Source organism: Streptomyces sp. (assembly GCF_035644915.1).
Classification (GTDB): domain Bacteria; phylum Actinomycetota; class Actinomycetes; order Streptomycetales; family Streptomycetaceae; genus Streptomyces.
The window spans coordinates 1-13,492 of the sequence record NZ_DASQNP010000163.1; the positions used below are offsets into that span (position 1 = coordinate 1).

The window sequence follows — 13,492 nt, forward strand, 5'->3', positions numbered from 1 at the left end:
GTCGGTCGGGGGTCGTCAGTCGGGGGCCGGGCTGTGAGCCCGGCCCCCGACCGCGTCGGGCACCGCCCGCCAGTGGTCGCCCCGGCGGGCGGAGCCCGCCGGGACCGGGCGCGTACGGCGCGCCTCCGCACGGCGCCGGGACCGGCCGAGGGGCCCCGGCCGCGGGGCCGGTCCCTCCGGGAAGGCGGGGAAGCCGAGGCCGCGGGAGCGGGAGGGCGGCAGGGGAACAGGGCGTGGAGGCCCCGGAGACGCCCCGTCCGCCGGCTGCCGTCCGGCGCCCCGGTGGGCCCGCGGGCCTGCCGGTCACTCCTCCTCGCGGCGGGCGCGCAGCGCCCGGACCTTGTGGCGGTTGCCGCAGCGCTCCATTGAGCACCAGCGGCGGCGGCCGGGACGCGAGGTGTCCACGAAGACCAGGTAACAGTCCTCGGAGGCGCACTCCCGTATCCGGTGGGCGTACGGGCCGCCGAACAGGTCGACGGCGTCGCGCGCGACCGTCGAGAGCAGTTGCGCGCCGGTCGCGGCCGGGCCCCAGTCCCTGGCCCAGCCCGCACCGCCGTCCGACCGCAGCAGCCGTACGGGCAGCGGAGGGCCGGCGGCGGTGTCGTTGACCACCTCCACGTCCTCCGGGCGCGGGGTGCGGCCGTGTGCCTGGTCCACGGCCATCCGCCACAGCGCGGCGCGCAGTTCCCTGGCGGCGGCCAGCTCCACCTCGGTCACCTCGACCACGGGCGAGGGGCGCAGCCGGGAGCGGGAGGCCCAGACCACGAGGTTCACCGGCTCGTGCAGCACCTCGTGGCGCGCGAACTCCCCCGGCCCGCCCGTCGGCAGCAGCTCCAGGCACAGCGCTCCCGGGTCGAAGCGGTAGGGCACTCCTTCGGGTGAGTGCAGGACCAGACCCGTTGCGGACTCCGTCATGTAACCACTATAACTGGTTACGCGAGATCGGGAAGGGCTCCGCAGGGTACGGGGCACGGCACACGACACAGGAGGACGGATCATGACGGACACTGCGGAAGCCCCGGGCACGGCGGGCGGGGCACGCGAAACGCTCGGCTGGAAGCTCGTGGTCGACTGCGCCGACCCGCATCGGCAGGCCGACTTCTGGGCCGCGGCCCTGGGCTACGAGGTGGAGGACCACAGCGTCCTGATCGAGCGCCTGCTCGGCTCCGGCGCGGTGGGCGAGGACATCCTGGTGGAGCACCACGGCCGCCGCGCCTGGCGCGACGCCGCGGGCGCACGCCACCCGCAGGATCCGTTCGATCCCGAGAGCGGCACAGGGCTGGGGCGGCGTCTGCTCTTCCAGCGCGTCCCGGAGCCCAAGACGGTCAAGAACCGGCTGCACATCGACGTCCACGCGGGCGCGGGGCGCCGTGAGGAGACGGTCACCCGGCTCACGGGTCTGGGCGCGACGGTCATACGGCAGGTGAAGGAGGCCTCCGGCGAGTGGACCGTCATGGCCGATCCGGAGGGCAACGAGTTCTGCGTGGCGTGAGCGGTCCGTCCGCCCGCGCCCGCCCACGCCGCGCTTTCCCGGCCGGCCCGCGCTCCCGCGCTCAGACCGTGATGTCCCGGGTGGTGAAGCGGGCCCAGGCGGCGGAGCCGAAGACGGCCGCGTACAGCCCCTGGAGGCTCAGGTTGTCGAGCAGGTCGTCCCAGTAGACGGGGTCACGGAGGAGGTCGGCGAAGGACATCCAGTGGTGTGGGAAGAGGTAGGGGTGCAGCGCGTCCAACTGCGGGATCGCACCGACGATCTGCACGGCGATCAGCAGACCGACGGTGGTGGCCATGGCGGCGATGCCGCTGTTGGTGAGGGTGGAGACGAACAGGCCCAGTGCCGCCAGACCGGTCAGTGAGGCGGCGACGACGACCGCTATGGCCAGGGACCGCAGCAGCCCCTCCGTGAAGGAGACCGTGGTCCCCGACAGCAGGGTCACCTCGCCGAGGGGGAAGAGGAGGGCGCCGACGGCCAGCGCGGAGACCGCCACGGTCAGGGTCGCCGCCAGGCAGAAGGCCAGGACGGCGGTGAACTTGGCGAGCAGCAGCCGTGTACGGCCGGCCGGGGCGACCAGCAGGTAGCGCAGGGTGCCCGCGGCCGCCTCACCCGCCACCGAGTCGCCCGCGACGACCCCGACCGTCATGGGGAGGAAGAAGGGGAGGGTGGCGGCGAGCGCGGTGAAGACCAGGAACAGGCCGTTGTTGGTGACCTGGCCGATGAACGCCGGTCCCTCGCCGCCGCCCCCGTCGGCCGATCCGCCGTCGCCGGTCTCGATCCTGACGGCGATCCCGACCAGCAGCGGAATGCCCGCCAGCACGGCCAGCAGCGCCAGGGTCCGCCAGCGGCGGAAGGTGATGACCAGTTCGCTGCGGAACAGCCCGAGCGACCACAGCGGCCCGGGGCGGCGCGGAGGCGGGACCCGGCCTCCCATCGGCCCGGTCCGCGGTGGCTCGGTCCGCCGTGTCCCGGCGCTCGGCGGCTCGGCCCGCGATTCAGCCTGCGACATCGAAACCCTCCCCGGTCAGTGCCACGAAGGCGTCCTCCAGCGAGGCGCGTTCGGTTCCGAAGGCCCGTACCCGGACCCCGGAACGCACGAGGTCGGCGTTGAGGTCGGCCGGGTCGGGCGGATCGGCGGTCGGCAGCTCGCCGGTGACACGGTCGCCGGCGACGGTCAGATCGGTCACGCCCCGCTCCTTCAGGACACGGACGGCCTCCGCGGTGTCCGGGGTGGTGACCGCGAGCCGGCCGCGGGCACCCGCCGCCAGTTCGGTCACCGGCCCCTGGGTGATCAGCCGTCCGCGGGCCATCACCGCCGCATGCGTACAGACCTGCTCGACCTCGTCCAGCAGGTGGGAGGAGAGGAAGACCGTGGTGCCGTCGCCGGCGAGTTCGCGCACGAGGGTGCGGATCTCGCGCATGCCCTGGGGATCGAGCCCGTTGGTCGGCTCGTCCAGGACCAGCAGATCGCGCGGCTGCAGCAGCGCCGCCGCCAGGCCCAGGCGCTGCTTCATGCCCAGCGAGTACGCCTTGGCCTTCTTGCGGGCCGCGGCCGTGAGCCCCACCCGCTCCAGTGCCTCCCCCACCCGGGCGGCGCGGGTGCGGGGGTCGGCGGTCGGATCGGCCGCGTCGAGGCGCAGCAGGTTGTCGCGCCCGGAGAGGAAGCCGTACAGCGCCGGCCCCTCGATCAGCGCGCCCACCTTCGGCAGCACCCGCCGGGCCGCGCCCGGCATCGGCTCCCCCAGCAGCCGTACGCTGCCGCCGCTCGGCTCGATCAGGCCGAGCAGCATCCGGATCGTCGTCGTCTTCCCCGAGCCGTTGGGCCCCAGGAAGCCGAAGACGCTGCCGCGCGGCACGGCCAGGTCGAGGCCGTCCACGGCGAGCTGCCCGCCGCGGTACCGCTTGGTGAGGCCGCGCGTCTCGACGACGGCGTCCGGGACGGACGGTGGCTGCATGCTGCTCCCCGAGGTCGCGTGGGCGTTCCGGCGCGGTGGCACCGCGCCGGCCCCGCCGTGCCACCGGGACGGTGGACGGAGGGGCCGGGTGGTGGGCCGGTTATCGGGCCGCGCCGTCGGCGGCCTTCACCAGTCCCTCCCGGGTGACGGCCCCGACGTACACGGTGCCGTCGTCGGTGATCAGGGCGTTGACGAGGCGGGTGCTGAAGAGCCGGCCGGTGCCGAAGTCTCCCTCGACCTCGTCGGTGAAGCTGTCGAGCAGTTCCCTGGCCTCGGGGCCCTTCATTCCCTTGGCGCCGGCCGCCGGGCCGCCGTCGGGCAGCGTGAACTCGGCGACCGAGCCCCAGCCCTCCCCGATGACCTCCAGGCCGGAGGGCAGGCCCTGCTGCTCGTCGCCCTTCCCGGGCCGGGCCGCGGAGCCGTCCCCGGTGCCGTCGAGCTTCTCCTCGGTGACCTCCGCGCCCTTCGGCGGCTTGAACGCGAAGGTGTCCGCGTCCGGCTTGCCGAAGTCCACCTCGGTGAAGCCCACGTCGATCGCGGCCTTGCCGCCGCCCTTGGGGGTGAGCGTGAACTTCAGCGGCACACCGCTGTCCGCGTCCACCGCGATCCGCACCGACTCGACCGTGCTGTCCGTCTGCTTGGGCTCGATCAGCAGTTGGTAGGCGTCCTGCCCGGCGACCTTCGCCGTGCCGCCGACGGTGACCGAGGTGGTGTCGTCGACGGCCTTGAGCGCTTCCTCGGCCGCCTTCTGCGGGGTGATCTTCTCAAGGCCGCCGGGTGCCTCGTGCGGCTTCTCCCGCCCGGTCCTCTCCGGAAGGACGGTGTGGTGGACGGTGTTGGAGGCGCTGTCGTACGCCCACACGTCCTCGCCGTTGCGGATGAGGCTGTACTCCGCGGCCTTCTCCACGAAGGACAGGCGCTGCCGGTCCGGCCCGTCGACGGCCACGCGCAGGGTGTGGGTGCCGGAGGCCAGCTCCGTGAGCTTGCTCCGCGGGTCGGCGCCCGTGGAGCCGTCCTCCCCGCCGTTCCCCTCGCCGCCCCGGTGGTCGCCGCCCGGCTCCATGCCGGGCAGGGCGGGCAGCCCCAGGTCGGTGGTGATCTTCACCGTGCCGGACAGTTGCTCGGTGTCCGAGGACGCGATCTTCGTTATCAGCTCTTCCGCGGTGATCTTCGGCAGATCGGGGTCGTCGCCGGAGGTCGCCAGTGCCGGTACGAGGCCGACGGTCGCCGCCGCCACGCCGGCCACCGCGGCCGGTACGGCATAACGCAGCGCCTTCCTGGTCCGTCTGTTCTGTGCCATATGCGCGCATACCTCCGTGGTCGACAGCGATTCGTCCATGCATCGCACTCGTCCACCCCTTGCCGTCATTCTCACCCAATCCGGTACGGGGCGACGGGTTCAATCCCATCAAATTGCTCCGGACAGAGCGTCAGCCGACAGCATCAAGCCGACGTAATACCGCAGGATGACGGCACCGCACCCTCTCCTCCCACCGGCAGGGCATCCGGCACCGGTGGACCCTGGCGAACGCGGGCGGAGACGGCCGGACCAGGAGAAACGCGCCGCGAAGCGGTGTCAGCCCGCGCGGTGGACCACCGCGTCGCACAGGGAGGAGAGGGCCTCCTTCGCCGGGCAGTCCGGCAGGGGCGCGAGGATGGCGCGGGCCTCGTCCGCATAGCGGATCGTGTCGCGGCGCGCCTCCTCCAGCGCCGGGTGGGCGCGGAGTCCCGCCAGGGCCTCGGCGTGGCGGGCGTCGTCCGTCAGGTCGCCGTCCAGCAGGGCGCACAGGGCCAGGTCCTCCGGCGAGCCGTTCCGCGCCGCGCGGGCGCGCAGATGGAGGACCGGCAGCGTCGCGATGCCCTCCCGCAGGTCCGTGCCGGGCGTCTTGCCGGACTCGTGCGAGTCGCTGGCGATGTCGAGCACGTCGTCCGCCAACTGGAAGGCGGTGCCGATCCGCTCGCCGTACTGGGTGAGGATGTCCACGATCTCGTCGTCCGCGCCCGCCATCCGCGCGCCGAGGTGCCCGGCCACCGCGATCAGCGAACCGGTCTTGCCCGCGATCACGTCCAGGTAGTGGGCGATCGGGTCGTCGCCCTCCCCCGGCCCGGCCGTCTCCAGGATCTGCCCGGTCACCAGCCGCTCGAACGCCTCGGCCTGGATGCGGACGGCCTCCGGCCCCAGGTCGGCCAGGATGTGCGAGGCCCGGGCGAAGAGGAAGTCACCGGTGAGGACGGCCACCGAGTTGTCCCAGCGGGCGTTCGCGCTCGGCACCCCGCGCCGCACGTCCGCCTCGTCCATCACGTCGTCGTGGTAGAGCGTCGCCAGGTGCGTCAGTTCCACCACGACCGCCGCGGGCACCACCCCCGGGGCGCCCGGGTCGCCGAACTGCGCCGCCAGTATCACCAGCAGCGGGCGGAACCTCTTCCCGCCCGCCCGCACCAGGTGCTGCGCCGCTTCCGTTATGAAGGGCACGCCGCTCTTGGTGGCCTCGATGAGACCTTCCTCGACAGCCGCCAACCCCGCCTGGACATGGGCTTCCAGTGCCTGGTCCCGCACGCTCAGCCCGAAGGGCCCGACGACGGTCACGAGGGGTACTCCTGTCTGCGTACGATCAGCGAACGTCACGCGGCTCGTCGCGACCGTCACGGTGCGTCGCCGTACCGCTGGGTCGCTGGCGCCATCCATCTTCCCTGGCAGCGTAGCCGGTCCTGCAACGATCACAGTCGCCGCGTACCCCTGTCCAGAAGGCCCCCTCCCCCCGTCGCGGATCGCTTCTGCCGCGGATCACCACCGCGTAGCCTGTTCGCGGCCCTGACCGGCGACGACCTCGAAGGCGAGGCACCCCACCCATGTCCGACGCGACCCCGCTCGACCTGCCCGACGACGACCTCTTCGGCCCGGACAACCTCCCCTACGGCGTCTTCACCACCGAGGACGACCCCGACCTGCCCCGGATCGGCGTCCGCTACGGCCGGTACGTGCTGGACGCGGGCCCGGCGGCGGAGGCCTTCGGCTCATCCCACGCCGACCTGCTGCGGCAGCCGCGTCTCAACCCCCTGATGGCGGCGGGCCGCCCGGTCTGGCGGGCGGTGCGCGCCGAGCTGCGCTCCTGGCTGACCGCTCCGGAGCACGCCTCCGTCGTCGTGCGGTACCTGCTCCCGCTCGACGACGTCACCCTCCACCTGCCCTTCGAGGTGGCCGACTACGTCGACTTCTACGCCAGCGAGCACCACGCGTCCAACGTCGGGCGGATCTTCCGTCCCGGCGGCGAGCCGCTCACCCCCAACTGGAAACACCTGCCGATCGGCTACCACGGCCGCGCCGGCACCGTCGTGGTCTCCGGCACCCCGGTCGTCCGCCCGCAGGGCCAGCGCAAGGCCCCCGACGAGCCGTCCCCCACCTTCGGCCCGTCCCGCCGCCTGGACATCGAGGCCGAGGTCGGCTTCGTCGTCGGCACCCCCTCGCGGCTCGGGGAGCGCGTGCCGCAGTCCGCCTTCCGGGACCACGTCTTCGGCGTCTGCCTGCTCAACGACTGGTCGGCGCGCGACATCCAGGCGTGGGAGTACGTGCCGCTGGGCCCCTTCCTGGGGAAGTCCTTCGCGACCTCCGTCTCCGCCTGGATCACCCCGCTCGACGCCCTCGACGCCGCCCGCACGGCCCCGCCCGAGCGCACCCACCCGCTGCTGGACTACCTGCAGGACTCCGCCGCCGGCGAGCCCTGCGGGCTGGACCTGCGGATCTCCGTCGTGCTCAACGGCCACACCGTCGCCGAGCCGCCGTTCTCCGCGATGTACTGGACCGCCGCGCAGCAGCTCGCCCACATGACGGTCAACGGCGCCTCGCTGCGCACCGGCGACCTCTTCGCCTCCGGCACGGTCAGCGGTCCGGAGCCCCGGCAGCGCGGCTGTCTGCTGGAGCTGACCTGGTCCGGCCGCGATCCGCTCGAACTCCCGGACGGCAAGCGGACGTTCCTGGAGGACGGCGACGAGGTCGTCCTCACCGCCTGGGCGCCGGGGCCGAACGGCTCCCGCATCGGTCTCGGCGAGGTGAGCGGCCGCATCCACCCGGCGGCCTAGCTCCGGACGGCCCGGGCGGCCGGAGCGGCGTCCCGGATCGCCGTATCCTCCCGGCGTCCCGGGCCTGCCTGCTAGCTTGACGTGTCTTTGCACCACACATGGAGGGGGACCACGTGCGTACGTCGGCACGGTATGCGGGAGCGGCCGTCCTGGCCGCGGTGCTGCTGGTGGGCGGCTGCGGAGGCGGTGACGGCGGCGGTGACGGCCCCGACGCCGGGAACAGCCCGGCCGCCCGGGACTCCGCCGGGCCCACCGCGGACGCCGGTGACCGGACGCCGGACGGCGGCGGTGTGGAGGGCACCTGGAGCACCAAGGACGGCGCGGACGCGCTGGTGCTGAGCGTCAGCGGCAACCAGGCGGCCCTGCTCGGCGAGACGGCCTGCTCCGGCCCGGTGGACACCGCCTCCGACCCGGTCACGTTCACGCTCACGTGCACCGACGGAAGCACGGACCGCACCGAGGGCACGGTGAAGAGCCTCGACGGCAAGAGCCTCACGGTCGCCTGGAAGTCGGGCGCCACCGACACCTTCACCAAGATGGACGTCCCCACCGAGATCGGTGACCTGCCGACCGACCTCAAGGATCTCGGCGACCTGGGCGACCTCGGCGACCTTCCCCGGGAGTGACGTCCCCGGGAGTGGTCCGGGAGCCCGGCCCCTCCGCCCCGCGCGAGGGGCCCCGAAGGCGGCGCCGGGCCCCATGACGCCGACGGATGACGCCGACGGCCGCCCGGCACGGATGCCGGGCGGCCGTCGGCGTCGTACGGCGCTCGTACGGTGCGGGGGCTCAGCGCACGAAGACCCCCGCCTGGGAGGCCAGGTCCAGGAAGTACTGCGGAGCCACGCCCAGCGCCAGCGTCACCACCACGCCGATGGCGATCGCCGTGGAGGTCAGCGGGCTCGGGACGGCGACCGACGGCCCGCCCGCCCTCGGCTCGCTGAAGAACATCAGGACGATGACGCGGATGTAGAAGAACGCCGCGATGGCCGAGGCGATCACGCCCACGACCACCAGCGCCCCCGCGCCGCCCTCCGCCGCCGCCTTGAACACCGCGAACTTGCCCGCGAACCCGGAGGTCAGCGGAATGCCCGCGAAGGCCAGCAGGAAGACCGCGAAGACCGCGGCCACCAGCGGCGACCGGCGGCCCAGCCCGGCCCACTTGGACAGGTGCGTGGCCTCGCCGCCCGCGTCCCGCACCAGCGTCACCACGGCGAAGGAGCCGAGCGTGACGAAGGAGTAGGCGGCCAGGTAGAACAGCACCGAGGAGATGCCGTCGGGCGTCGCCGCGATCACACCGGCGAGGATGAAGCCCGCGTGTGCGATCGAGGAGTACGCCAGCAGCCGCTTGACGTCGGTCTGGGTGATGGCGACGACCGCGCCGACCACCATCGACACGATGGCCACGCCCCACATCACCGGCCGCCAGTCCCACGTGAGCCCCGGCAGGACGACGTACAGCAGCCGCAGCAGGGCGCCGAAGGCGGCGACCTTGGTGGCGGCGGCCATGAAGCCGGTGACGGGGGTCGGGGCGCCCTGGTAGACGTCCGGCGTCCACATGTGGAACGGCACGGCGCCCACCTTGAACAGCAGGCCCATCAGCAGCAGTGCCCCGCCGATGAGCAGCAGCGCGTCATTGCCCGTCGTCGCGGCGAGCGCCTCGGTGGTGCCGCGGTTGGTGTCCGCGACGACCTCCGCGATGCCCGCGTACTTCACGGTGCCCGCGTAGCCGTACAGCAGCGCGATGCCGAAGAGCAGGAAGGCGGAGGAGAAGGCGCCCAGCAGGAAGTACTTGAGGGCGGCCTCCTGCGACATCAGCCGCTTGCGGCGGGCCAGCGCGCACAGGACGTACAGCGGCAGCGAGAAGACCTCCAGGGCGACGAAGAGGGTCAGCAGGTCGTTGGCCGCCGGGAAGACCAGCATGCCGCCGATGGCGAAGAGCAGCAGCGGATACACCTCGGTGGTGGTGAACCCGGCCCTGACCGCCGCCTTCTCGCCCTCGCCGCCGGGTACGGCGGCGCCCTCGGCCGCGAAGGAGTCCACGTGCCTGCCGTGCGCCCGCGGGTCGAGCCGCCGCTCGGCGAAGGTGAACACCGACACCAGGCCCACCAGCAGGATCACGCCCTGCAGGAACAGCGCCGGGCCGTCCACGGCGAGGGCGCCCATGGCGACCAGGCCCGCCTCGGTGGTGGCGTTCCCGGCGGCGGCCAGCCCGACGACCGCCGCGAAGGCCGACGCCAGGGCCAGGCCCGTCAGCAGGGCCTGGGCGGCGTACCGGATCCGGCGCGGCAGGAACGCCTCGAACAGGACGCTGACGACGGCGGCGCCGAGGACGATCAGCACCGGCGCGAGCTGCCCGTACTCGATGTCGGGCGCGGGGATCAGCTCCTGCGCCCGCAGGGTGAGTTCCGTGGTGCTCACTTCGCGGCCTCCACCTCAGGCTTGGGGTCTGTCTGGCGCACGTCCGAGAGGGTGTGCTCGACCGCCGGGTTGATGATCTCGGTCAACGGCCTGGGGAAGACACCGAGGAAGATCAGCAGGGCGATCAGCGGCGCCACCACCACCAGTTCGCGCTTCTTCAGGTCGGGCATGTGCGCGACCTCGGGCCTGACCGGTCCGGTCATGGTGCGCTGGTAGAGCACCAGCACGTACAGCGCCGCCAGGACGATGCCGAGCGTCGCCACGATGCCGGCGGCCGGGTAGCGGGTGAACGTGCCCACCAGCACCAGGAACTCGCTGACGAACGGTGCCAGGCCCGGCAGCGACAGGGTGGCCAGGCCGCCGATCAGGAAGGTGCCGGCCAGCACCGGGGCGACCTTCTGCACCCCGCCGTAGTCGGCGATGAGCCGCGAGCCGCGGCGCGAGATCAGGAAGCCGACGACCAGCATCAGGGCTGCGGTGGAGATCCCGTGGTTGACCATGTAGAGCGTCGCCCCGCCCTGGCCCTGGCTGGTCATCGCGAAGACGCCCAGGATGATGAAGCCGAAGTGCGAGATCGACGCGTAGGCCACCAGCCGCTTGATGTCGCGCTGCCCGACGGCGAGCAGGGCTCCGTAGATGATGCTGACCAGGGCCAGCACCACCACCACCGGGGTGGCCCACTTGCTGGCCTCGGGGAACAGCCCGAGGCAGAAGCGGAGCATCGCGAAGGTGCCCACCTTGTCGACCACCGCCGTGATGAGGACGGCGACCGGGGCGGTGGACTCGCCCATCGCGTTCGGCAGCCAGGTGTGCAGCGGCCACAGCGGCGCCTTGACCGCGAAGGCGAAGAAGAAGCCCAGGAAGAGCAGCCGCTCGGTGCCCGTGGCCATCGTCAGCTCGCCCGACTGGCGGGCCTCGGTGATCGCCTGGAGCGAGAAGGTGCCGGTGCCGAGCTGGTCGGCGGTGACGGCGTAGAGGCCGATCACCGCGGCCAGCATGATCAGGCCGCCGGCGAGGTTGTAGAGCAGGAACTTCACGGCCGCGTAGGAGCGCTGCTTGGCCGCCTCCTCCTCGCCGTGCCGGCCGGCGCGGTCCCCGAAGCCGCCGATGAGGAAGTACATCGGGATGAGCATGGCTTCGAAGAAGATGTAGAAGAGGAAGACGTCGGTGGCCTCGAAGGAGATGATCACCATCGCCTCGACGGCCAGGATCAGCGCGAAGAAGCCCTGGGTGGGGCGCCACCGGCGATTGGGCCTCTCCTCCTCCAGGGGGTCGGCGTCGTGCCAGCCCGCCAGGATGACGAAGGGGACCAGCACGGCGGTCAGCGCGATCAGGGCGACCGCGATGCCGTCCACGCCCAGTTCGTAGCGGACGCCGAAGTCGGCGATCCAGGTGTGGGACTCGGTGAGCTGGTAGCGGTCGCCGCCGGGGTCGAAGCGGAAGGCCACGACCGCGGCGAGGACCAGGGTCGCCAGGGAGACGGCCAGGGCCAGCCACTTGGCCGCGGTGCGCCTGGCGGCGGGTACGGCGGCGGTGGCGACCGCGCCCAGCGCGGGCAGCACCGCCGTTGCCGTCAGCAGGGGAAATGACATGGATCAGACCGCCCTCATCAGCAGGGTCGCGGCGACCAGGACCGCCGCACCGCCGAACATCGAGACCGCGTACGAGCGGACGTAGCCGTTCTGGAACCGCCGTGCCCGGCCGGACAGGCCGCCGAACGCCGCGGCGGTGCCGTTGACGACGCCGTCGACCACCTTGTGGTCGAGGTAGACCAGCCCGCGGGTGAGGTACTCGCCGGGCTTGACCAGCACCACGTGGTTGAAGTCGTCCTGGAGCAGGTCGCGGCGCGCGGCCCGGGTGAGCAGGGAGCCGCGCGGGGCGACGGCCGGCACGGGCCGGCGGCCGTACTGCAGCCAGGCGAGCCCCGCGCCGAGGACCAGGGCGACGACCGTGGCCGTGGTGATCGTGAGGGCGCCGACCGGCGGGTGCCCGTGCTCGTAGGCGGTGACCGGCTCCAGCCAGTGGACGAAGGCCTCGCCCCAACTGAACAGCCCGCCCGCGAACACCGACCCGAAGGCGAGGACGATCATCGGGATCGTCATCGACTTCGGCGACTCGTGCGGGTGCGGCACGGCGTGCTCGTCCCGCTCGGAGGCGATGGGCTCCACGTCGGGCCGGTCGGGGGAGGGCGTGGGCGCGTTGCGCCAGCGCTCCTCGCCGAAGAACGTCAGCAGCATCACGCGCGTCATGTAGAACGCGGTGATGGCCGCTCCCAGCAGGGCCGCGCCGCCCAGGATCCAGCCCTCGGTGCCGCCCTTGGCGAAGGCCGCCTCGATGATCTTGTCCTTGGAGAAGAAGCCGGACAGGCCGGGGAAGCCGATGATCGCCAGGTAGCCCAGTCCGAAGGTGGCGAAGGTGACGGGCATGTACTTCCGCAGGCCGCCGTAGCGGCGCATGTCCACCTCGTCGTTCATGCCGTGCATCACCGAGCCGGCGCCGAGGAAGAGCCCGGCCTTGAAGAAGCCGTGGGTGACCAGGTGCATGATCGCGAAGACGTAGCCGATCGGTCCGAGACCGGCGGCCAGGACCATGTAGCCGATCTGCGACATCGTCGAGCCCGCCAGGGCCTTCTTGATGTCGTCCTTGGCGCAACCGACGATCGCACCGAACAGCAGCGTCACCGCGCCGACGGCGACCACGGCGGTCTGCGCGGCGGGCGCGGCCTCGAAGATCGCCCCGGAGCGGACGATGAGGTAGACGCCCGCGGTGACCATGGTCGCGGCGTGGATCAGGGCGGAGACCGGGGTCGGGCCCTCCATCGCGTCGCCGAGCCAGGACTGGAGCGGCACCTGCGCCGACTTGCCGCAGGCGGCCAGCAGCAGCATCAGGCCGATGGCGGTCGCCGTGCCCTCGCCCGTGGCGCCCACCGAGTCCAGCACCGGGCCGAAGGCGAACGTCCCGAACGTGCTGAACATGATCATGATGGCGATCGACAGGCCGACGTCGCCGACGCGGTTGACGATGAACGCCTTCTTCGCCGCCGTCGCCGCGCTGGGCTTGTGCTGCCAGAAGCCGATCAGCAGGTACGAGGCGAGGCCGACGCCCTCCCAGCCGGCGTACAGCAGCAGGTAGTTGTCGGCGAGCACCAGCAGGAGCATCGCCGCGAGGAACAGGTTGAGGTAGCCGAAGAAGCGGCGGCGGCGCTCGTCGTGCTCCATGTAGCCGATCGAGTAGACGTGGATCAGCGTGCCCACGCCCGTGATCAGCAGGACGAAGGTCATCGAGAGCTGGTCGAGCCGGAAGGCCACGTCCGCCTGGAAGCCGCCGACCGGGACCCAGCTGAACAGGTGCTGGTGCAGGGCCCGCTCGTCCGCCTGGCGGCCGAGCATGTCGGCGAAGAGCACGGCCGCGACGACGAAGGACGCCGCGGCGAGCGCCGTGCCGATCCAGTGGCCGGCGCGGTCCAGCCTCCGGCCGCCGCACAGCAGCACGGCGGCGCCCGCGAGCGGGGCCGCGACGAGCAGTCCGATCAAAGTCTCCACTGTTTGCG

General features: G+C 72.6%; 11 protein-coding genes. 3 read left to right on the plus strand and 8 right to left on the minus strand.

Translation table 11 applies throughout. The features are described 5' to 3' along the window. Positions 1-303: 303 nt before the first annotated feature. The gene (locus tag VE546_RS18290) at positions 304-915 is read right to left on the minus strand and encodes a CGNR zinc finger domain-containing protein (protein ID WP_324923626.1); all 612 of its coding nucleotides are present in this window, start codon (positions 913-915) and stop codon (positions 304-306) included. Positions 916-997: 82 nt separating this feature from the next. Here VE546_RS18290 and VE546_RS18295 point away from each other — a divergent pair, with 82 nt between their 5' ends. After that, positions 998-1,492 (plus strand): VOC family protein, encoded by a 495-nt coding sequence (locus VE546_RS18295; protein WP_324923628.1) that lies wholly within the window; start codon positions 998-1,000, stop codon positions 1,490-1,492. Positions 1,493-1,553: 61 nt separating this feature from the next. Here VE546_RS18295 and VE546_RS18300 read toward each other — a convergent pair whose 3' ends face one another. The 4 genes from VE546_RS18300 to VE546_RS18315 all read right to left on the minus strand — a co-directional run bounded on the left by VE546_RS18300 (position 1,554) and on the right by VE546_RS18315 (position 6,034). Further along, positions 1,554-2,426 carry an ABC transporter permease gene (locus VE546_RS18300; protein ID WP_324923630.1) on the minus strand — a complete coding sequence of 291 codons (873 nt, stop codon included), beginning with the start codon at positions 2,424-2,426 and terminating at the stop codon, positions 1,554-1,556. 61 nt (positions 2,427-2,487) lie between these two features. After that, positions 2,488-3,447 carry an ABC transporter ATP-binding protein gene (locus tag VE546_RS18305; RefSeq protein ID WP_324923632.1) on the minus strand — a complete coding sequence of 320 codons (960 nt, stop codon included), beginning with the start codon at positions 3,445-3,447 and terminating at the stop codon, positions 2,488-2,490. A gap of 100 nt (positions 3,448-3,547) precedes the next feature. Then, the gene (locus VE546_RS18310) at positions 3,548-4,747 is read right to left on the minus strand and encodes a LolA family protein (protein ID WP_324923634.1); all 1,200 of its coding nucleotides are present in this window, start codon (positions 4,745-4,747) and stop codon (positions 3,548-3,550) included. Positions 4,748-5,023: 276 nt separating this feature from the next. Beyond that, the gene (locus tag VE546_RS18315; protein ID WP_324923636.1) at positions 5,024-6,034 is read right to left on the minus strand and encodes a polyprenyl synthetase family protein; all 1,011 of its coding nucleotides are present in this window, start codon (positions 6,032-6,034) and stop codon (positions 5,024-5,026) included. 263 nt (positions 6,035-6,297) lie between these two features. On the opposite strand from VE546_RS18315, the gene fahA reads away from it, so the two are divergent. Both fahA and VE546_RS18325 read left to right on the plus strand, forming a co-directional pair. Beyond that, entirely contained in the window at positions 6,298-7,524 is a 1,227-nt protein-coding gene (gene fahA / locus VE546_RS18320) for a fumarylacetoacetase (RefSeq protein ID WP_324923638.1), read from the plus strand. A gap of 113 nt (positions 7,525-7,637) precedes the next feature. After that, entirely contained in the window at positions 7,638-8,150 is a 513-nt protein-coding gene (locus VE546_RS18325) for a hypothetical protein (protein ID WP_324923640.1), read from the plus strand. Between the two features lie 160 nt (positions 8,151-8,310). On the opposite strand, the gene nuoN is transcribed toward VE546_RS18325, so the two are convergent. Genes nuoN through nuoL form a run of 3 tightly spaced genes read right to left on the minus strand, consistent with a single transcriptional unit; the run spans position 8,311 to position 13,484 of the window. Next, on the minus strand, positions 8,311-9,942 hold the full coding sequence (gene nuoN, locus VE546_RS18330) for an NADH-quinone oxidoreductase subunit NuoN (RefSeq protein ID WP_324923642.1): 1,632 nt from the start codon (positions 9,940-9,942) through the stop codon (positions 8,311-8,313). Beyond that, the gene (locus VE546_RS18335) at positions 9,939-11,534 is read right to left on the minus strand and encodes an NADH-quinone oxidoreductase subunit M (protein WP_324923643.1); all 1,596 of its coding nucleotides are present in this window, start codon (positions 11,532-11,534) and stop codon (positions 9,939-9,941) included. Before VE546_RS18335 ends, nuoN begins: the two co-directional genes overlap by 4 nt. Positions 11,535-11,537: 3 nt before the next feature. Beyond that, on the minus strand, positions 11,538-13,484 hold the full coding sequence (nuoL, locus tag VE546_RS18340) for an NADH-quinone oxidoreductase subunit L (RefSeq protein ID WP_324923645.1): 1,947 nt from the start codon (positions 13,482-13,484) through the stop codon (positions 11,538-11,540). Positions 13,485-13,492 lie beyond the last annotated feature (8 nt).